This is a genomic window from Thermodesulforhabdaceae bacterium (genome assembly GCA_037482015.1).
Taxonomy (GTDB): Bacteria; Desulfobacterota; Syntrophobacteria; order Syntrophobacterales; family Thermodesulforhabdaceae; genus JAOACS01.
Genome location: JBBFKT010000006.1, coordinates 113841 through 131193 on the forward strand (window position 1 = coordinate 113841; position 17353 = coordinate 131193).

The 17353-nt window shown below is 44.6% G+C and carries 14 protein-coding genes; 3 read left to right on the top strand and 11 right to left on the bottom strand.

What is annotated here, in order from left to right:
* Positions 1-27 precede the first annotated feature (27 nt).
* Complete coding sequence (locus tag WHS38_08555; protein ID MEJ5301025.1) at positions 28-1305, bottom strand: HD domain-containing phosphohydrolase; 1278 nt, start codon at positions 1303-1305, stop codon at positions 28-30.
* Positions 1306-1773: 468 nt separating this feature from the next.
* On the opposite strand from WHS38_08555, the gene WHS38_08560 reads away from it, so the two are divergent.
* On the top strand, positions 1774-3867 hold the full coding sequence (locus tag WHS38_08560) for a thioredoxin domain-containing protein (GenBank protein MEJ5301026.1): 2094 nt from the start codon (positions 1774-1776) through the stop codon (positions 3865-3867).
* Positions 3868-4143: 276 nt separating this feature from the next.
* Positions 4144-6816 (top strand): HAD-IC family P-type ATPase, encoded by a 2673-nt coding sequence (locus WHS38_08565; protein ID MEJ5301027.1) that lies wholly within the window; start codon positions 4144-4146, stop codon positions 6814-6816.
* 114 nt (positions 6817-6930) lie between these two features.
* Here WHS38_08565 and WHS38_08570 read toward each other — a convergent pair whose 3' ends face one another.
* Genes WHS38_08570 through WHS38_08585 form a run of 4 tightly spaced genes read right to left on the bottom strand, consistent with a single transcriptional unit; the run spans position 6931 to position 11476 of the window.
* Complete coding sequence (locus tag WHS38_08570; protein MEJ5301028.1) at positions 6931-7710, bottom strand: enoyl-CoA hydratase; 780 nt, start codon at positions 7708-7710, stop codon at positions 6931-6933.
* A gap of 59 nt (positions 7711-7769) precedes the next feature.
* Entirely contained in the window at positions 7770-10358 is a 2589-nt protein-coding gene (locus tag WHS38_08575; protein MEJ5301029.1) for an HD domain-containing protein, read from the bottom strand.
* 46 nt (positions 10359-10404) lie between these two features.
* Positions 10405-11139, bottom strand: coding sequence for a Fe-Mn family superoxide dismutase (locus WHS38_08580; protein MEJ5301030.1), 735 nt, complete (start codon positions 11137-11139; stop codon positions 10405-10407).
* 22 nt (positions 11140-11161) lie between these two features.
* A complete protein-coding gene (locus WHS38_08585) occupies positions 11162-11476 on the bottom strand; it encodes a ferritin family protein (GenBank protein MEJ5301031.1) in 315 nt (104 codons plus the stop codon).
* A gap of 158 nt (positions 11477-11634) precedes the next feature.
* Between WHS38_08585 and WHS38_08590 the strand changes: the two genes are divergently transcribed.
* Positions 11635-12954: a nucleotide sugar dehydrogenase gene (locus WHS38_08590; protein ID MEJ5301032.1), complete on the top strand. Its 1320-nt coding sequence runs from the start codon at positions 11635-11637 to the stop codon at positions 12952-12954.
* A 117-nt stretch (positions 12955-13071) separates the two neighbouring features.
* Here the strand turns inward: WHS38_08590 and WHS38_08595 are convergent, their stop codons facing one another.
* From WHS38_08595 to WHS38_08620, 6 genes are read right to left on the bottom strand one after another with little or no spacing between them, the layout of a single operon-like run.
* Positions 13072-13437: a DsrE family protein gene (locus tag WHS38_08595; protein ID MEJ5301033.1), complete on the bottom strand. Its 366-nt coding sequence runs from the start codon at positions 13435-13437 to the stop codon at positions 13072-13074.
* A 26-nt stretch (positions 13438-13463) separates the two neighbouring features.
* Positions 13464-13829: a DsrE family protein gene (locus WHS38_08600; protein MEJ5301034.1), complete on the bottom strand. Its 366-nt coding sequence runs from the start codon at positions 13827-13829 to the stop codon at positions 13464-13466.
* Between the two features lie 16 nt (positions 13830-13845).
* Positions 13846-14781, bottom strand: a complete 936-nt coding sequence (locus WHS38_08605; protein ID MEJ5301035.1) for a (Fe-S)-binding protein — start codon at positions 14779-14781, stop codon at positions 13846-13848.
* A complete protein-coding gene (locus tag WHS38_08610; GenBank protein MEJ5301036.1) occupies positions 14774-15112 on the bottom strand; it encodes a 4Fe-4S dicluster domain-containing protein in 339 nt (112 codons plus the stop codon). Before WHS38_08610 ends, WHS38_08605 begins: the two co-directional genes overlap by 8 nt.
* Positions 15096-15413, bottom strand: a complete 318-nt coding sequence (locus WHS38_08615) for a hypothetical protein (GenBank protein MEJ5301037.1) — start codon at positions 15411-15413, stop codon at positions 15096-15098. Before WHS38_08615 ends, WHS38_08610 begins: the two co-directional genes overlap by 17 nt.
* 21 nt (positions 15414-15434) lie before the next feature.
* Positions 15435-17339, bottom strand: a complete 1905-nt coding sequence (locus tag WHS38_08620; protein ID MEJ5301038.1) for a CoB--CoM heterodisulfide reductase iron-sulfur subunit A family protein — start codon at positions 17337-17339, stop codon at positions 15435-15437.
* Positions 17340-17353 lie beyond the last annotated feature (14 nt).

Sequence of the window (17353 nt, forward strand, 5' to 3'; positions counted from 1 at the left end):
TTTAGAATACTGAGCGATTTTTAATCATTAACAACTGGATCGCTTCCTGATGGATAGGTATTCCCTTGAGGCGATTTCTTGAGCCATCTTACGTTTTTGACTCAGGTCGTCAAAGTTAGCCAAAACAAGTCCGTATATATCTTTATCAAGGGCGCCGCTTTTCACCATGTCTTCCATGACTTTCTTTGCCATTTCTTCTGACATTCCTTTTCTGTAAGGTCTATCTTCGGTAATAGCACTTAAAACGTCCGCTATAGCAACGATTCTTGCACCTAAGGGGATTTCATTCCCCCTTTTTTTGAATGGGTAGCCTTTGCCGTTTAACCTTTCGTGATGAAAGGCCGCCCATATATGGATAGGATCTATTCCTTGGATTCTGTTAAGAATTTTGTAAGTGTAATAAGTGTGAGTTTTTATTATAGCGGTTTCATCTGGCGTTAAGGAACCTGGTTTGTTGAGAATTTCTGTGGGAACAACGATTTTTCCGATGTCATGTAGCAATCCTGCAATTTTTATCATTAGAGTCTCTTCTTCGGAAAATCCTATAAGTTCTGCAATATGAGTAGAGATAGCTGTTACGCCTGAAGAATGGACTACCGTAAAAGGAGTTCTGTAATCTATAATCTTTGATAATATTCCAGCAATTTTTTCAAATTCCGCCAAATCAGCAAAACTAGCTATAAAATCGTTTTGGGTTTTAATTATATAGAAAAGTTCAGGTGAAACCAGATCCAGCCAGAAACTTTCTCTTGCTGAAAGATCCTTGAAACTTTCTATAAGATAAGGATGGAAATGTGACTTTTTTTCTTGAAGCTTGTCCACAATGTGATGGGTATATTTAAGGATGCTATCCCCCTTTGTTTTCGATTTAAAATACGCAGCAACAATTAGAGCATCTATTCTGTCCGCTACGTGAATAATGTATGGTTCAGAAACGTTTTCGTCTTTCCCGTTTTGCTCGAAACTTTTATGGTGGTTAAGGACTATCTCAGCTATATCTTCCAGATAAGGTATATTCTTCAAAAGATTGTATCCTAACCAGCAATGAGGAAAACAGGCATCAGACGAAAAATTTTCGAATTCCAGTGCTTCCAGTCTTTCCTTTGAAGACAGGAATCCTATGTCATGTAAAAGAGCGCCTACAAAAACCTTTTCCAGGTGGTTTTTCCGTAGTCCTAAATGCTTTGCTAATTCAGTTGCTATGTAGCAAACACGTAAATGATGATTAGATAAAGCAGGATCGGCTAAATCCAGAGCATAGGATAAAGCGCAAAGTATTTCGGAAATGTTGTAAAATTTCGCCATGTTTGTCCTCTTAACTCGTTCATGTTCGGTATTAACCTTGCTCATTATAAATTCGATTATGGTTGTGATCAATAACCGGAAGATGGTGTTCTAAAAAACTCTGTAATAGAATTGTAGGGGCGACGCATGCGTCGCCCCTGCAGTCATGTGGTGAATCATATATTGAGGTCGTTCTTAGCTGCTTGAGTCTGGAAAGGTCTTCCGAGCTGAGTTTCGTCCCCGCCTTTTCTATGTTTCGCTATCTTATAAGGGAAGTTTTAGAACACCCTACTAAGCGGAATACCGTTTTTTCACAAACAACCAGCGGCTTCTAGGTCTTTCCCCGAGATTTCACCTCCCCGCTGGTTTGAAATGCTGAGCGATTTTAGTTTGTTTGCCATGTTGTTTTCTGATGATTACATAAAATATCCAGAGATTGCAGGTAATTTTTACGGAAGCATTTCACACAAACGTAAAGAAGGAAAATATATGACGGATTATCAGAGAGCAAATAAGAAAAATAGACTTGCCTTTGAAAATAGCCCTTATCTTCTCCAGCATGCCTCTAATCCGGTGGATTGGTATCCCTGGGGAGAAGAAGCCTTTGAGAAGGCGAGAAAGGAAGATAAGCCCGTTTTTCTATCAATAGGATATTCCACCTGTCACTGGTGCCACGTGATGGCCAGAGAATCCTTCGAGGATGAAGACGTAGCCAGAATTCTCAATCAGTTTTTTGTTTCTATAAAGGTGGATAGAGAAGAAAAGCCGGATGTGGATCATTTATACATGACAGCTTGCCAGGCAATAACCGGAAGGGGTGGATGGCCTCTTTCTGTTTTTCTGACCCCTCAGGGAGAGCCCTTCTTTGCAGGAACATATTTTCCTAAGACAAGTCGTATGGGACTCCCCGGTTTCAAAGATCTGTTGCTATACATTGCCAATCTCTGGAAGACAGACAGAAACAGAATTCATCAAGTTGCAAAACAGCTAACAGACATTATAAAGGCTCAGGATACAAGCCGGGATAAGAAAAATCTTACTGAGACCTTGCTTCGCCGTTGTTATGAGGCTTTAGCCCGTTCCTTTGATCCTCGTTATGGAGGATTTCTGCCAGCGCCCAAGTTTCCGTCTCCTCACCAACTAACCTATCTTTTAAGATGGTATTATAGAGTGGGACAACCCCTGGCATTGGAAATAGTAGAAAAAACTCTTGTTGCCATGAGAAATGGAGGGATTTTCGACCAGATTGGATACGGCTTTCACAGGTATTCGGTAGATGAAAAGTGGCTTATTCCCCATTTCGAAAAGATGCTATACGATCAGGCATTATGCATGCTAGCTTATTGTGAGGCATTTCATTTGACTAAAAAACCCTTCTTCAAGGAAGTGGTTCATGAAATAGCTCAATACGTGCTGAGGGATCTCAGAGATTCTGATGGAGGCTTTTTCTCGGCAGAAGATGCGGATACAGAGGGAAAGGAAGGAGCTTTCTACCTGTGGGATAAAAAAGAAGTAGTATCTTTACTGGGGAAAGATTTGGGAGAAGTTGTTTCAAGATTTTACGGCATAACCGATGAGGGCAACTTTGAAGATGGCAAAACGATTCTTCATGTGGCGATAGAACATAAGACTTTAGCTAAAATACAGGGGATGGAAGAAAACGATCTTCGCCAAATTTTAGAAAAAGCCAGAGAAAGACTTTTTGAGGCAAGACAGTTAAGAGTAAGACCTCAACTGGATGACAAGATCATAGTAGCCTGGAACGGGTTGATGATGGGGGCTTTTGCCAGAGCATCCTGGGTGCTTGGTGAACCGTCATATGCCGAAGTGTCAAGGAACTGTGCTGATTTTATACTTAGAGAGCTTCGCACCGAAGATGGAAGACTCATGAGAGCCTGGAGGCAGGGTAAAGCGAGCCATACAGGATGTCTGGAAGATTACTCCGCCCTTATCTGGGGACTTCTGGAGCTTTACGAAGCTACATTTGAGATCAGGTGGCTAATTGAAGCTTTGAATTTAACAAATCTAATGCTGGAAATATTTTGGGACAGTGAGCACGGCGGTTTCTTTATGACTCCTCGAGACACAAAAGATCTTTTGGTGCTTCCCAAGGATTCTTACGATGGAGCCATGCCCTCTGGAAATTCCATGGCGGCCGTGGTTCTGGCAAAACTTGCCAGGATAACAGGTAGAGAGGATTTTGAGGAAAAGGCATGGGCTACCCTGGGGGTGTTTTCATCTTCCCTGGAGGCTTACCCTTCTGGTTACACCTATATGTTGACTGCTCTGGATTTTCTATTGGGACCCTGTCAGGAAGTGGTTATAGCCGGTAAAAAGGGGAATCCTGAAACAATTGCAATGCTGGAAGAACTGAGAAAGGATTTTTCACCCAGACGGACAGTGATACTTTTGGAGCCTGATGATCATGCTAAAGATTTGAGGCAAATTGTCCCCCACCTTCAATTCGTCTCTTCTGATGACAAAGGGTGCAGGGTTTATTTATGCTATGGCCGTTCATGCCTAGAGCCGGTAAATACTCCTGAAAAGCTCAGAAAACTCCTGGATGAGACTAAAACAGTCTAAAATTAGTTTTTACTTTTTAGTAAGATTTTAAAGTGTGCAACAAAAAATTCTGAGGTTAGAAAGACGAGAAGAGATTAAAACAGGACTAATCCCAGAGACACAGAGAGCACATAAAAAACACGGAGAAAATGTTCATAGCAACCAATCTTTCCCAGACCTCTGTGTTTGAACTCTGTGTTCTCTGTGGTGAAATTAATTCGCCGTATCGATAAAACTTTCTGCACGTCTCCGGCATAGGATATTTTCTGGACGCCCTGAGGAGAAAGGATTGCGGTCATGGAATGGTATCGCATGAGTGTATCGGAAGTTTTGAATCGTCTGGGTTCTTCTGAAAAAGGTTTAACATCGGAAGAAGCTCAAAAAAGACTGGCTGTTTATGGACTTAACAAGCTCAAAGAAGAAGAGAAGATAAATTTTTTCCTCCTTTTCCTGAAGCAGTTTACCAATCCCCTTGTGATCATACTCCTGGTAGCCTCTGTAGTAACGACAGCGATAAAGGAATATGTTGACACCGGAGTAATTCTGAGCGTTGTTGTCATCAACGCCATTATCGGCTTTATAGAAGAGGTAAAAGCAGAAAGGTCTGTCAGAGCTCTCAAAAAGATGCTTGTTAGTAAAGCCATTGTTGTAAGAAACGGTGTGGAAGAGGAAATACCGTCAGAATATATCGTTCCTGGTGACATAATAAAGATAGGATCCGGCGATAGAATTCCTGCGGATGTGAGAATTATTAAGGCTCTTGAATTGAAAATTGATGAATCCATGCTAACAGGGGAGTCTCTTCCTGCAGAAAAAAAGGACATCACCATCGAAACCCCCGATCTTCTTCCGGCAGATCAGCGGAACATGGCTTTTATGGGAACGGTTGTGGTTAGCGGAAGAAGCGAGGGTGTTGTTGTCAGCACCGGTGAAAATACCATTCTGGGGAAAATTGCCAGATCGGTTCAAGAGATTGGTCCAGTAAAAGCTCCTATTCAGAAAAAATTTGAAAATTTTGCCCGTTTGCTGGGTATTATTATTCTAGCAGCCTGCGGAGTTTTATTTGCCGCAGGACTAATGATGGGTGGTAGCTTTCGGGAAATGTTCATGGTTTCTGTGGCAGGAGCTGTGGCGTCTATTCCAGAGGGGCTTCCCATTGCTGTATCCGTTGCCATGGCTGTAGGAGTTGCCCGGATGGCTAAAAAGAATGCGATCATAAGAGTTCCAGCCGCCGTAGAAACTCTGGGTTCCACAACGGTAATATGTTCCGACAAGACAGGAACTCTTACGAAGAACGAAATGACCGTTGTGAAGCTTTATGTTGAATCCAGAATCCTGGATGTGCCCGATTCGGAATCTAACGAAGAAGGTTCTGTTACAACTTCCCGTAATATCGAAAAGAAAGATGGGGCTAAAGTTGTAGATCTTTTACGAATAGGCCTTTTGTGCAATGAATCGGAAGTTATAAAGAAGGATGGACAGCTCGTTATCAAGGGAGATCCTACCGAGGGAGCTTTAATAATAGCAGCATCTAAGTTTGGACTGACAAAGAAGGATGAACTTTCCCGTTTTCCCCTTGTTTCTATGATCCCTTTTGAGTCTGATCGCGGTTTTATGGCTACCTTACACGAAGATGGAAATCAAAGAATTCTCTTTGTAAAAGGAGCTCCTGAAAAAGTGATCGAAATGTCATTAGCGAGCCCCGAAGAAAGAAAAGCGTTTCTGGAGACTTCAGCCAAATTCGCTCAAGAAGGCTTGAGGGTTCTCTGTTTTGCGCAAAGGTTTCTTCCTTCTTACAAAGAAAATATCACCGGAGAAGACCTGAAAGATCTTGAACTGGTTGGCTTGCAGGGCATGATAGATCCTCCCAGACCGGAGGTGCCAGAGGCAATCAAAGGTTGCCAGAGAGCCGGAATAAGAGTGGTTATGATTACGGGGGATCACGTTGATACTGCCTCAGCTATCGCAAAAAAGCTTGGTATTAGCAGGGAAAATCAGGAAGTAATATCGGGACAAGCCTTAGAAAAAATGACCGATGATGAACTCTATGAGAAGATTCCGAAGGTATCGGTTTTCGCAAGAGTAGCCCCTCACCACAAGCTCAGAATTGCCAGACAATTCATTAGAAGAGGAGAAATTGTGGCTATGACAGGTGATGGGGTAAACGATGCCCCCGCTCTTAAGGCAGCTCACATAGGTATTGCCATGGGCAAAGCAGGAACGGATGTAGCAAAGGAATCGGCTGATATGATCCTGACAGACGATAACTTCGCCACTATTTTCAACGCTGTAAAAGAAGGAAGAATTGTTTTCGATAATCTTCGGAAAATGGTTTTTTTCTTGATCCCTACCGGTATAGCCGCCGTCATTTCCATCCTGGTAACCCTGTTTCTTGGCATACCTATACCTTATACCCCTTCTCAACTGTTGTGGATTAATTTGGTTACAAACAGTCTTCAGGATGTGTCTCTGGCTTTTGAGCCCGGTGAGCCAGGCATAATTGATCGTCCTCCTAGACATCCAAAAGAGCCTATAATGTCAAGGGTGTTGCTGGAAAGGACTATCATCGTTTCTCTGGTGATTTCCCTGGGGGGCGTATATCTCTACTGGAAATCCCTGCAGGCGGGACATGAACTGGAATATGCTCGAACCGTAGCGGTTACCACCATGGTGTTTTTCCAGTTTTTCCAGACCTGGAATGCGAGATCGGAGCGACTATCTGTTTTCACCATACCTTTCTTCAGCAACAAGTTCCTTTTTCTTAGTATGATGCTTGCCATTCTTGCCCAGCTTGGTTTTATTTACATTCCTGCTTTTGAGTGGCTTTTTAGAACTAGACCCCTGGAGTATAAGGATCTGATTTTATCCATCGGCATGGCTTCCACTATTATAGTTGTTGTGGAAGCAGATAAGCTCATAAGAAGAGTCTTATGCCGGGATAATTTTGCGACCAAAGAATGTAGATACTAAAAAACTGAATGTAAAGCCCTGAAATTATCCCGCCATCGCTCAAGTTAATCAAAAAATCATAGAGGCACGCTGTGTCGCGTGCCTCTGCATTTACTAAGAGAACCTGCCTGTTTTTTATCTGTTGCACCAGGTCGGGGATCTTTTCTCCAGAAAGGCGCAGATACCTTCTCTGGCATCCATTGCCGTGCAGTTCATGGCGATGACTTCCTGGGCGTATCGATAGGCGCTGTATTCGTCCATATCGATTTGGTCATAAAAGGCTTTTTTGCCAAGTCCCAGAGTAAAACGGCTGTATTGAGCTATTTCTCTCGCCCAATTCAGAGTTTCTTCTTCCAGCTTTTCCTTTTCCACAACTTTGTTAACGAGCCCCCAGGCTAGAGCTTCCTGAGCGGAAACGAATCTACCTGTCAAAAGCATTTCCATAGCTCTGCGTCTTCCTATAACTCTTACAAGCGGCACCATAGGAGTGGTGCAGAAAAGACCAATTTTAACCCCGGGAGTTGCAAATTTTGCCTCAGTTTCTGCAACAGCCAGATCACAGGCAGCAACAAGCTGACAACCGGCAGCCGTTGCTATGCCATGAACCTGAGCAATAACAGGCTGAGGAAGCTGATGTATCTGCCACATCATATCGCTACAGACTCTGAATATCTTACGAAAATCGTGAATATCAGCCCCTTCCTTTACCATATCACTGAGATCATGCCCCGCACAAAAGACAGGGCCTGCACCTTTGATAATCACTACCTTTACAGATTCATCCGACCCAATGCGCTTCAAAAGCTCGATCATCTGTTCCATAAGCTCGATGGACAAAGCATTGCGCTTTTCGGGTCGATTCAGGGTAATAATTCCTACAGCGTCATGTTGATTCCAAAGAAGCCAATCGGTCATCTTAGCCCCCTGCTTAAACGGCATGCTGAATGATTCGTCAATCTATCAATCATTAACTATTACAAGCCCATTCCAGAAGCTTTATCCAGCCAGAAGGTCAATGCATCTTTGATTTCTTCAATTTGTTCCGGGTCACTTAACTTATTACCCAGGTGATCTTTCACGTAAAACACATCTGCCACCTGATCGCCTCTTGTCGTAATCTTTGCAACATAGACTCTAATCTCAAATCCAGCCAGTGTTCTTGTGATGAGGTAAAGAAGTCCAGGTCGATCCTTTGTATAAACCTCCAGTATGGTGTAATCTTCCGAAGAATCGTTATCCACCACGATTTCGGTTTTTACAGATCGGAACCCTCTGGGAAAAACTGCTCTCTGAGCCATCCTGTAATCCAGAGCAAGTTTATGTTCAACAAGGCGTTTAAGATCGCTACTGATGTTATCCCAGTTAGTTTCAACTCCAACTGTTCTCGAAACGCACTGAAAGTCCAGAATCATAACGTCGTTTTTCTTTACGAAGACCTGAGCAGAAATAATACCCAAATTGTGTAGAGTCAGAAGTCCGGCTACTTTGAAAAGCAAGCCAGGGGTCATTTTACTTACAACCGTAAGATTCCAGCCCTTTTCCATCCCACCGTATTTGCCGAGAGATCGAGGCACAACCCGCCACACGAAAGGTTCCTGAGAATTAAAGAAGCTCCATTCAAGTCTAAGATGTTCCGCAATATCTTCGGGGGTCATGGAAAGAAGATACCTTGGGGAAATCTCCTCAAGCTGGCTTTTGAGCTGAGCTTCATCCATAAGATCCGAAACTTTTTCTTTCACAAGTTTTAAAATCTGAGCGATCCGATCCTGGATAAGCCGTGGGTTGGGTTCTCCCTTTTCTATGATTTGAGCCAGCCGATCGTGCAAGAAGATAATCGGGCTTCTCTGCCATTTTTCAAAAGCCACGGGACCCGTTGCTTTAAGATCAGCGAAAGTCAAAATAAGAAGAAGATCCAACCTAACGGGATTCCCAATAATCAGGCTACACTGGGAAAGCATGCCCTCATCGCCAATATCTCTCATGGATGCGCTGTCCATAAGAAGAGTATGCTGAGCAACAAGAAACTGCACCATATCGCTTTCTTCTGGAAGAAGCCCAAGCCGCCTTGCAATGGGTGGAATCATTTCCCCGCCTCTCAGAGCATGCTCTCTTCCACCGCTCTTTCCGATGTCGTGAAGAAGGGCAGCAAGATAAAGCCATCTTGGGTCGCTTATTCTGCTGCCCACTCTCGTTAATTCGGGTTCTTCTTTAGCGTAATCTCCGCGAAATACCTTTTTAACTTCCTGCAGGGTTCTTAAGGCGTGTTCATGAAAGGGAAAAGCATGGAAAAAGTCGTGTTGAGAAAGTCCTACTGTGGCGTTCCATTCGGGAATAAGAGCTGAAAGAAAGCCCATGTCGTGAAATTGACGAAAAGAAAGGAGCCTTGAAGAATCGGAATGAATCATAAGAAGAAGTTCTTCTGCAACTGATCTGTCTCCCGAGGAAACTTCCAGAATGTTTACATGATCGCTAAGGTGACGGAGAGTATTCGCCCCTACCGGCACGCCGTATTGGCTAGCCAACCGGAAAATGCGTATAAAGTTTACAGGGGTGAGCTGGAAAATCTGGAAATCCACATCGAGAGCTCCTTCTTTTATAAACACTCCAGGGTGGACTTCTCTTGGAGCAGGTTTGTCTTCTTTCTTTGCATCGGTTTTTTCTTCTATGACCTGCCAGAAAATCTGGCAAATTCGGCTGACATCATGAAAAGAGCGATAGACTTCCTGCATAAAGACATCAACCGGCAGAAAATCCGCTCGCCCACTGTAGCCAAGTTTTGAAGCAATTTCCTCCTGCAGACTGTAGGAGAGGGAAGAATTCTGAGCAGCATTAAGTATCCTGAGATAGAAACGTTCTGCCTGCTGCAGTCGATCTATTTCCTGCCTTTTTAGAATACCTTCTTTTACAGCTTCATCCATCCGCACCATGCCAAGTAGCATAAGAGCAGTTCTCATGCACCGGATGTCGTCGAGTCCGCCGGAAAATCTAACAATATCGGGTTCCAGCCAGTCTTCCGCTTGCGTCGCCTGCTCGAAACGGTCCACCCATGCTCTTTTGCACTCCCCGATAATCGTCGTCCCTCGATCCTGAATCTGTTTTCTGAATAGTCCTTCCAGTTCATCAGCAAATACACGATTGCCGGATACATACCGCATGGAAATTGCATCTTTTAAGAACTCATAATTCTGAGCCGCCCTATTGATGAAATCTTCGGCTGTAAAAACATCCCACCTTACCTTCCAGCCGGCTTCTTCAAGAGGCTTGACGATTTCCTGAAACCATTCCCTTAAATCAAAAAGCCCTGGCGTTACAACAAAGGCAAGATGCACTTCCTGTTGTGGTCCCACAAAACCTCTTCCAAAATCACCAAGGGCGATCACGGCACTATCAGACCGGAAATTATCTGAAGAGGCTTCCAGCATGTTTGCAAGTCGGTTGTAAAGAGAGATAATGGATATTTCCAAAAGATTAGTATGGGCTATAAACCCTTCCTCGCTGTAATCCTGAACGAGACGCTCTCGCTGTTTTTTTAGGGATTCAACAATGTAATCGTAATCTACCATTGGTCCCTTCTCACCTCTCCTGGTATATAAAGTTTGTCAAACCAGTTTATTTAGTCACTGGTTTTCCCTTCTGCACTGGTTTTCCCTCAAACCTTGCTTCCACCACTTTCCAGTCTATTTGCTGGAGCATTGCTTTGATGTAGGACGGGCGATCGAGTTGATAGTCCACGATAAAGGCATGTTCAAAGACATCCAATACCAGCAAGGGAACACATTGAGCAAGAAGCCCGCTGTGGTGTTCGTTAATCCATGCATTCATAAGGCGACCCGTGGAAGAATCATAAAACAAAACCGCCCAGCCTATGCCTCTCATTTGAGCCGTAGCGATAAAATCGTTCTGCCATGAGTCAAAGCTTCCGAAGTTAGCTTCAACTGCCTTGTAAAATGCACTCTTTGGATCAGGAGCCGATGGAGTGATCCCGAGATTTTCGAAAAACAGTTCATGGAGTTTCATTCCGTCAAATTCGAAAGCAAACCTGCGTTTCAATTCCGCATACTGAGGTGTGTTGGACTGTCCCTGTTCGGCAAGAGCTTTTAATTCGTCCAGAAGACGATTTGTGTTGTTCACATAACCCTGATAAAGAGCGAAATGAAGTTTTAGAGCTGTTTCGCTGAGTCCCGGCATTCCTATCAGGTAAGAAAAATCCTTAGCTTCGTAAGGAATAACCTGCTTTACCATCTTTTCCTCCTTGCCTTCCTTACCGCCGTGACATCCAACCAGTAATAAGGCAACGATGAGCAAGATAACTTTGTGAAGGCTCTTCAATAATCTTTGATCCATAACTTGCTCCCTTTGCATGTCTCTACTTTTTGGCGATACCGAGCTTCTGCATAATCTCTTCGACTTCTTCGGCTCCTTTGGCGTAGAAAGATTCTTCTTCAGGATCAAGATGCTTGAGTAGTCTTAAAAATTCTCCCGCATGCACTCGTTCTTCATCAGCAATATCCTTCAGCACTTCTTTAGCCAGCGAGTCATCAGTTGATTCGGCCAATTGCATGTAAAGCTGCACGGCTTCGTATTCCGCTGCAATAAGGAATCTTATGGCTCTGATCAGTTCTTCCTTCGTTAATTTTCTGTCGCTTGCAAGACCTGAAAAGGGGTGTCCAAACTCAGGCATGGTTCCCTCCTTGTTGTTTTTGGTTTAACTCTGCTACCGAGACGTGTCCCCTCCTGCAACCGAGGGACAATTAACGCTTTTGCTTCCTGTGAAAAGAGAGTAAAAATTTTTCTCGGACCTGTAAAGTAAAACCTTGAATTAAAAAGAAGGGGGAACAATTGAACGAGACGTCGCTGATAGACAAAATAAAAAGTAGATCTGCTAAGGTCGGCATAGTAGGTCTTGGATATGTAGGGCTTCCTCTGGCTATACATTGTATTCAAGCAGGTTTTTCCGTGCTTGGATTTGACATAGACAAAACAAAGGTTGAAAACATTCTGGCAGGGAAAAGCTACATCAAACACGTTTCAGAAGAAGCCATTGGGAAGTTTGTAGCGGAAGGTAAATTACAGGCAACCTGGGAACTGGATAGACTATCCGAACCGGACTGCGTGATTGTTTGCGTTCCCACGCCCCTTACAAGACATCGAGAACCGGATCTCAGGTTTGTAATTGCAACCACCGAGAGCATATCCAGAACACTTCGCCCCGGTCAGTTAATATCGCTAGAAAGCACCACCTATCCCGGAACAACCGAGGAAGTTCTTCTCCCTATTCTGGAAAGAAAGGGGCTTAAGGTGGGAGAAGATTTTTTTCTTGCTTTTTCACCGGAAAGAGAAGATCCCGGAAATCCTCATTACAATACAGCCAACACACCCAAAATAGTTGGGGGAGTAACCGATGCATGCCTCGAAGTGGCTAAAACATTTTATGAGACCGTAACAGTTCGAGTAGTCCCCGTTTCATCACCTAAGGTCGCCGAATTTGCCAAACTTCTCGAAAATATCTACCGGAGTGTCAACATAGCTCTTGTTAACGAAATGAAAATGATTGCTCAGCGGATGAATATCAACATCTGGGAGGTGATAGACGCTGCCGCCACAAAACCCTTCGGTTTTACCCCCTTCTATCCGGGACCTGGGCTTGGTGGGCATTGTATCCCTATAGATCCTTTTTATCTTTCCTGGAAAGCAAGAGAATATAATCTTACGGCTAGATTCATCGAGCTTGCCGGTGAAATCAACGTGGCAATGCCCAATTATGTTCTCCAGCGTATTACGGAAGCACTTAACGACCATGGGAAATGCCTCAAGGGAAGCTCTATACTTATACTAGGGGTTGCTTACAAAAAAGATGTGGACGACGACAGAGAATCTCCCGCTTATCCCCTTATGGAACTTTTAATGGAGCGAGGAGCAAGAGTAGCTTACAATGACCCATTCATCCCCCGCCTTAAACCAACAAGAAAATATCGCTTTGATCTGGTTTCGACGGAACTCACAGAAGAATCCCTAAAATCTTTTGATGCGGTGGTCATAGTGACAGATCATTCTGCATACGACTATCAGTGGATTGTAAAAAACGCTCAACTGGTGATTGACACTCGTAATGCTACAAAACACGTGAAGGAATGGCGCGAGAAAATTGTCTTTGCTTAAGCAGCAATGTCAAGAAAGGTTCTGAGTTAAAAATCAATAACCAGACAGTGGGTAGCGGAAGCGTATCTTATTCTAAAGAGGGATAGCCATCCAACACAGCCATCCCTCTAATGTTTGTCAGAAAGTGAAGACCTTATAGTCGGGATCTGCCATTTTGGCGACAAGCACAGGAGCACCGGCAATTTCGGCTCCCTGGATTATATCCTCTGGACCTATAAGGCGTTTATCAGCACAGGCTTTACAAACATAGATGGGGGCTTTTAGGGAAATGAGTCTGTCAATAAAATCCTTCATGCGTTCCCCTGTTGGCGCGTAAATACCTTCAGCCATCCCTACCTGAGCCCAGTGAATAGCGTCGTCTATTAGAAAAACTTCTACATTGTTACCACTTTCAGCCGCAAGTGCTGCGAATTGAAAAGATCTGGTCGCTCCACCTGCTTTTTCCAGTCCTTTAGAGATTATAAACAAAAGTTTTTGAGCCACGACATCACCTCCTTATTTTGTTGAGATTAATACACCAGTGTTGCCTTAGCCGAAAGAATCTCCTGAGTAAGAGTGGCACCGGCGATAAGTGTTGTGCCCTCTATAAGATCTTTTTCCTCAATTTTTCGTTCCTTAACACAGGGAGTGCAGACAAGGATTTTTCCCCCTTGTTGCAAGAAGCTTTCAATTAGTTGTTTAAGCGGCGGCAGTCCCGATGCATGAATGTGGTCAGCATAACCCTTTTTAGCCAGATAGACGCCTGTTCCCTGGAGCACTATAACGGCTTCCACGTCCATCGCCTGAGCCGCGTTAGCCATCATAAAAGGAAATGTGGCTCTTTCTGGATCTTCACCAGCATGAGTTGCAATGTAAACAATCTTTTCGTCAGCCATAACGCTTCTCCTCCTGTTATTGTTCTGCGTAACGCCTTAAAAATTCCCCTAAATCCTCAACTTCGCCTCCAGCCCTTTTAAGATTCTCAAAACATACAGGGCACATTGTAATAATCTGCGCTCCCGTGCTGCTGAGTTGTTTCAGTCGTTTTGATGCTATCTCCCTGGAAAGCTTTGGCGAAACCGATTCGGCGGGACCTCCACAGCAGTGAGTAAACGTTCCGGACTGCTGCACATCCAGCACTTCAACTCCTAAGTCGGTTAGTAAACGCCTTGGAACATGGGAAAGGTTCAAATATCTACCAAAGAAACAGGGATCATGTAATGTAACCCGCAATCCCTTGAAACCATCTCCCCGAAGCCTGAGAAGTTCCATGTAGGTGTAAACATTAAAGCTGGAACCGACATATTTGGGATAGAGCACCTTAAAAGCGTAAGTTGTGTGAGGATCAATGGTGATGATGGTTTTAATACCGTCATTTGCCAGCTTATCACTGACTCGACTGGCATGATCTACAAAGCCTTCTTCATCGCCCAGGTCATAGAGCAAAATCCCGCTGTAAAGATCCAGTTCGGGACGGTAGGCAAAACGAATTCCTGAAAGTTGTAGTAATTCCACAATATTTCGTAACAGTTTTTCAGACGAAGCAAGTTTTCTGTTAGAAAGAGCCACAAAAGATCCAAGCTGAATAAATGGTATGGGCACCAGACTGCTGTATTTTATCCACGAAGCCCTGGGAGTGTCTTCAAATTGTTCCATGATTCTGGTGACTTTTCTGATCAGGGGAAGGAACTGAATCATGAGTCCGGTAACCAGGATGGTATCGCCATCTCTGGGGATTTTCAGATTTTTCCACCATCGGTTGATAGCTGAGGGCAAAACGGCAAAGGGATTACCGGTATTACCCACATTACGCCCGATTAAATCAACAATGACCCTTGGATCATACATGATTTTGTTTCCTCCAGAGATGAATCATATAACGGCGGAGCCCCATAATAAGTTCCCCCGGATCTGCGCCCCTGGGACAGGTATGAATACACAATCCGCAGTGGAGGCATCGCCAGAGTTCGTATGCTTTTTCTATGATTTTCCCTTTAGCCCCAAGTTGAGCGTAACGAATAATTTCTCTTGGGAAATGATCCGCTCCCAGCGGACAAACTGCCACACAGGTGCCACAGTTGAAACAATCGTATGCTTTGTCCAGTCCGAACCGTTCAAGTTCTTTCATGAAGGAGCAATCCACCGTTATTTGTTGTTCCAGCTTATTCTTGTCCATCATTTTGAACCACCCTGTAAGCAAAATAGGAGCCTCGTTTTTCATGTTCCACTACGACCCCATACTTTTTAAGAGAAGCCACCCACCAGAGAACTTCATGGGAAGGAATACCTGAAACTTCGGCAATTTCCGGCACGGTTTTAGACCCATCTTTTAATGCCGATTTGATAGCTGAAATTTTGCGACTCTGCTCTTTCACAAGTTCCTTCACCCGCTTAACAGTTTTTTCTCGCTCGAGCCTTACTCGTTTAATAGCTTCGGGTAAACTTTTCCTGCTCTGGTTTTCACTTTTCTTTTCCGTCATTGCCTGCTTCTCCCCTCTTTTCTACACCGCATCACTTGAAACAATCGCATCCACCATGGCTTCATACTGGTAAAGGGTGGCTCCTCTTACCTGAATCGCCCCCGTTGGGCATACCGCCACGCAGGCTCCACAACCAAGACAGAGTGCCGGAATTACACGAGCTTTACGCACAATCCTGCCGTCTCGCTCTTCTTCAACAAGTTCAATTGCCCCTTTTCTAAGACAGGCTTCCACACAGGCACCGGTTCCTTCGCACTTTTCTGGATCAACCTCTGCAACAAATGGATCGAGTTCTACATAGCCTTTACCAAGGAGGATAGCTGCCTTAGAAGCCGCAGCCGATGCGGCGTTGCAGGATTCCCCAACATCCATTGGCGCCTGACATGTTCCGGCTAAAAAGATACCCTCCGTGCGAAGTTCAACAGGACGAAGTTTCGGATGGACTTCCAGTAAAAATCTATCGGATCCCACGGGAAGTTTCATAAGATTTATGAGGTCGTTTATGTCGTTTGGTTCCATGCCAACGGCGAGCACAACCAGATCGGCAGGAATAGACACTTCTTCCCCAAAAGTCAGCGTATCTTTGACTCGAACAACTAGAGGCATTGGTGAAACATCCGACGGGCGTTCCACCACAGGAGGATCTTCCGGTTCAAATCTTATGAAAACCACCTTGTTGTGAGAAGCATTCCGATACAAATCTTCTTGCCAGCGACCGTAGGTCCGAATATCGCGGTAAAGCTCAAAAACCTTTGTCCCGGGATAACGCTCTCTAATCCTTAAAGCCGCATTAAGAGATGCTGAACAGCAAACTCGGGAGCAATACTCATTTAAGTATCCCCGTTCACCTTCATCGTGAACCCCTGGAATTTGACGACTCCCCACGCAGTGAATAATGACCATGCTTCTTATCGGGCGTCCTGATAAAAAGAGAGTCGATCCGCAGCCACAGCCGTTCCTGAGAATTTCAATAAGCTGGGGCAGAGTAATTACTTCCGGAAATTCACCATAGCCATATTCGCCCTTATAAGGCGTGTAAGGCTTAAATCCGGTTGCAAGAATAATGGCTCCCGTTTTGATTTTTTCCAGAGAATGCTCCCGAGATATTTTGCCGATAAGAACTCCTTTAGAAGGGACAGAGGTTACACATTCAGAAAGCTTGTTAAGATCCTTCCCAGGCGCACAGTATCCTGCCAAATCAGCCGGTGGAGTAATTTCAACTGTCAGGGAAAAATTCCCGACATAGCCATCAAATCCAATTACTCGAGCGCAGGTATAAACGGAGATGAGCGGGTGAGAAGCAATACTTCTGGCTAGCCTGAGAATCAAATCCGGGGCGGACTCCCCTGCAGGAGCAAGATGATCTAGCGAGGCGACTCGCCCCCCCAAGAATGGAGTTTTTTCGATAAGCGCTACGGCAATGCCCTGATTGGCAAGATCGAGAGCCGCCCTCATGCCGGCAACGCCCCCTCCTATGACGGTGGCATGAGCTGTCGCTTCGATCCGGATAGGTTCAAGCGGCTCAAGAAGCCTTGCCTTTTCGGTGGCGGCAGCTATGAGAGAAAAGGCTTTGCGAGTGGCTGCTTCGCCATGATGCACCCAGCTTACCTGTTCACGAATATTGGCATGCTCGTAAAGATATGGATTGACTCCGGCTTGAACTAACACGCTCCTGAAGGTCGCTTCGTGGAGGCTGGGAGAGCAAGAAGCTATCACCACTCTGTCGATTTTTCCTTCCTGCAAATCCTTTAGAATAAGCTCCTGTCCCGGATCCGAACACATGAAAGAGTGATCTCTTGCAATGGTAACCCCAGGAAGGCTTTTTACTCGAACTCTCAGTGCCTCTACATCCACATGGTCAGATATGTTTCCTCCACAGTGACAGATATAGACTCCAACTCTTGGCAAATCCTTTCTCTCGCACATTAAAACACCCCTCC